The sequence below is a fragment of the Streptomyces carpinensis genome, from assembly GCF_002154505.1.
In the GTDB taxonomy this organism is placed as follows: domain Bacteria; phylum Actinomycetota; class Actinomycetes; order Streptomycetales; family Streptomycetaceae; genus Streptomyces; species Streptomyces carpinensis.
The window spans coordinates 1-3,162 of sequence record NZ_MUBM01000508.1 but is presented as its reverse complement, the minus strand read 5'-3'; the positions used below and the strand labels follow the sequence as shown (position 1 = coordinate 3,162).

Annotated in this window: 5 protein-coding genes; 2 read left to right on the top strand and 3 right to left on the bottom strand. The window is 73.2% G+C overall.

All coding sequences use genetic code 11. The annotated features are described in order from the left end of the window. A partial coding sequence (locus tag BZY54_RS45065; RefSeq protein ID WP_086731152.1) for an N-acetylmuramoyl-L-alanine amidase occupies nucleotides 1-527 on the top strand: 527 nt, incomplete at its 5' end. A 21-nt stretch (nucleotides 528-548) separates the two neighbouring features. Here BZY54_RS45065 and BZY54_RS45060 read toward each other — a convergent pair. The 3 genes from BZY54_RS45060 to BZY54_RS45050 form a co-directional block, all read right to left on the bottom strand. Next, nucleotides 549-1,718, bottom strand: a complete 1,170-nt coding sequence (locus BZY54_RS45060; RefSeq protein ID WP_086731151.1) for a cysteine desulfurase family protein — start codon at nucleotides 1,716-1,718, stop codon at nucleotides 549-551. Between the two features lie 163 nt (nucleotides 1,719-1,881). Next, the gene (locus BZY54_RS45055) at nucleotides 1,882-2,148 is read right to left on the bottom strand and encodes a DUF4190 domain-containing protein (protein WP_086731150.1); all 267 of its coding nucleotides are present in this window, start codon (nucleotides 2,146-2,148) and stop codon (nucleotides 1,882-1,884) included. A gap of 78 nt (nucleotides 2,149-2,226) precedes the next feature. Further along, the gene (locus tag BZY54_RS45050; protein WP_086731149.1) at nucleotides 2,227-2,391 is read right to left on the bottom strand and encodes a hypothetical protein; all 165 of its coding nucleotides are present in this window, start codon (nucleotides 2,389-2,391) and stop codon (nucleotides 2,227-2,229) included. A gap of 124 nt (nucleotides 2,392-2,515) precedes the next feature. Between BZY54_RS45050 and BZY54_RS45045 the strand changes: the two genes are divergently transcribed. After that, nucleotides 2,516-3,142: a TetR family transcriptional regulator gene (locus tag BZY54_RS45045; protein WP_086731148.1), complete on the top strand. Its 627-nt coding sequence runs from the start codon at nucleotides 2,516-2,518 to the stop codon at nucleotides 3,140-3,142. Nucleotides 3,143-3,162: the final 20 nt, after the last annotated feature.

Below are 3,162 nucleotides of genomic sequence, written 5' to 3'. Positions count from 1 at the left end.
AGATGTGTATAGGGGACAGGGCGGGGGCGGTGGACTTCCGGGGCGCGCGCTGGCTGGCGGCCTCCCCGGCGAACTACCGGCGGGCGGACCGCCCGGACGACTACGCCGTGGACCGGGTGGTCATCCATGTCACCCAGGGCAGCTACGCGAGCGCGGTCAGGGTGTTCCAGGACCCGGGGCACGGGGCCGCCGCGCACTACGTCGTCCGCGCGGACGGGCAGGTCACCCAGATGATCCGCGAGCTCGACGTGGCCTTCCACGCGGGCAACCGGGCCTACAACGAGCGCAGCGTCGGCATCGAGCACGAGGGGTTCGTCGAGCGGGCCTCGTCCTTCACCGACGCGATGTACGCCGCGTCGGCGCGGCTGACGGCGCGGATCTGCGGGCGGTACGGCATACCCGCCGACCGCGAGCACATCATCGGCCATGCCGAGGTGCCTGGCACCGACCACACGGACCCCGGCCCGCACTGGGACTGGGACCGCTACATACGGCTGGTGCGCCGGGCGCGGTCCGGACGCGCCTGAGCGGCCGCGGCGGCCGACGGCCTACGTCAGCCCGGCCGCTCGGGCCCGTTCCACCGCCGGGCCGATGGCCTTGGCGACCGCCTCGACGTCCTCCTCGGTGGAGGTGTGGCCGAGGGAGAAGCGGAGGGTGCCGCGGGCCAGGTCCGGGTCGACGCCGGTGGCGAGGAGCACGTGGCTGGGCTGGGCGACGCCCGCCGTGCAGGCCGAGCCGGTCGAGCACTCGATGCCCTGGGCGTCCAGCAGGAGCAGCAGGGAGTCGCCCTCGCAGCCGGGGAACGTGAAGTGCGCGTTGGCCGGAAGACGCCCCTCGGGCGCCGGGTCGCCGCCGAGGATCGCGTCGGGGACGGCCGAACGGACGGCGGTGATCAGCTGGTCCCGCAGCGCGCCGATCTCGCGGGCGAATCGCTCCCGCTCCTCGGCGGCGAGCCGGCCGGCCACCGAGAACGAGGCGATCGCGGGCACGTCGAGGGTGCCGGAGCGGACGTGGCGCTCCTGGCCGCCGCCGTGCAGGACGGGCACGGGGCTGTACTCGCGGCCGAGGATCAGCGCGCCGATGCCGTACGGGCCGCCGATCTTGTGACCCGAGACCGTCATCGCGGCGAGGCCGGAGGCGGCGAAGTCGACGGGGACCTGGCCGAAGGCCTGCACGGCGTCGGCGTGCAGCGGTACGCCGAACTCGGCGGCGACCTCGGCGAGTTCACGGACCGGCAGCACCGTACCGATCTCGTTGTTGGCCCACATGACGGTGGCGAGGGCCACGTCGTCGGGGTTGCGGGCGATCGCCTCACGCAGGGCCTCGGGATGGACCCGGCCGTAGGAGTCGACCGGCAGGTACTCGACGGTGGCGCCCTCGTGCTCGCCGAGCCAGTGGACGGCGTCGAGGACGGCGTGGTGCTCGACGGGGCTGGCGAGGACGCGGAGGCGGGCCGGGTCGGCGTCGCGGCGGGACCAGAACAGGCCCTTGACGGCGAGGTTGTCGGCCTCGGTGCCGCCGGAGGTGAAGACGACCTCGCTGGGGCGGGCGCCGAGGGCCTCGGCGAGGGCTTCGCGGGACTCCTCGACCGTGCGGCGGGCCCGGCGGCCGGATGCGTGGAGGGAGGAGGCGTTGCCGGTGACGCCCAGCGCGGCGGTCAACGCCTCTGCCGCCTCCGGAAGCATGGGGGTGGTCGCGGCGTGGTCGAGGTAAGCCATGGTGAGCCTGATTCTACGGGCGCCCGTGGCCGGCCCGGGGATCAGGATGGGACGACCTCGGAGCGCCTGCTGCGGCTCCACCCGGCCCGGGCGACGACGCACCCGCTCCCGCGGGCCGTGCCCGCCCGTTCCGCCCCTGCGGGACGTGTGCCCGCGGCGGCGGTCAGAAGCTCCAGGACACCGTGTGGTCGGCCTGCATGAAGGTCAGGAGGACGACGAGGTCGGCGATGCCCAGGGTGAGGCCGAGGAGGGCGCGTCCGCGGCGGGTCGTGCCGCGCCACAGGGCCACTGCCGCGAGCGTGATGGCGATCGGGCCGAGGAAGAGGTTGAGGACGAGCAGGCCGAGCAGGCCGAGGATGAAGGACGCGACGGCCATGCCGTCGGCGTCGCGCAGGGCGGTGCGGCGCGTGGCCGGTGCGGTGAGGTGCATGGCTGATGGCTCCCGACGGGTCGGATGGGCGCGTGGATCGGACGAGTTGGCGGATCGGGGCGGGCGGGGCATACCGCGTCAGTGGGAGGTCCCGCGGCGGCGGGCGTGACGCTCGCGGAGCGCGAAGACGCCGAGCCATGCGGCGATCACCACGGCCGCGGCCACGGTGAAGCCGAGCGGCGCGTGGGCCACGGTGCCCAGGGTCACCCCGAGCAGGAGCAGTGCGGCGACGAGGAACAGCATGAGTTCGGATCCCCCTCCGGCGTTCTCTCTGTGAACGCTTATGAGTAACAGTTGTTCACTGACTACCGAGTCTAGCGCGTCCGGCCGCTTGGAAATTCCAGAGAACAGTTGTTAACTGCATGGCATGAGTCACACTCTCGGCGTCCGGCAGGCCCAGAAGCAGAAGACCCGGCAGGCCCTGCTGGACGCGGCCCTCCGGCTGCTGGAGGAGCAGAGCCTGAGCAGCCTGGGCCTGCGCGAGGTCACGCGCGCCGTCGGCGTGGCCCCGACCGCCTTCTACCGGCACTTCCGCTCGACGGCGGACCTCGGCGTCGCTCTGGTCGAGGAGGCCCTGGGCAGCCTGCACCCGATGATCCGGACGACGGTGTCCACCGCCGACGACAGCGGGGAACGCATCGTGCGGGCCGTCGAGCTGATCGCCCGTCACGTCGAGGCGTACCCCGCTCATGTCCGGTTCATCGCCCGGGAGCGGCACGGCGGCGTGCAGCCGGTGCGGGAGGCGATCCGGGAGCAACTGGTCCGGTTCGCCCGAGAGGTGAAGGACGAACTGGCCAAGGACCCGCAGGCACAGGGCTGGAGCGACGACGACCTGCTGATGCTCGCCCATCTGTACGTCGACCAGATGCTGATCACGGCCTCGCTCTTCCTGGAGGCCCTGGACGCCCCGCGGGAGGAGCGCGAGCGCGTCACCCAGGTCGCCACCCGGCAGCTCAGGCTGATCAGCGTGGGCCGCCGGCACTGGCTGGACTGACCGTCCGCCCCTACCCCTGG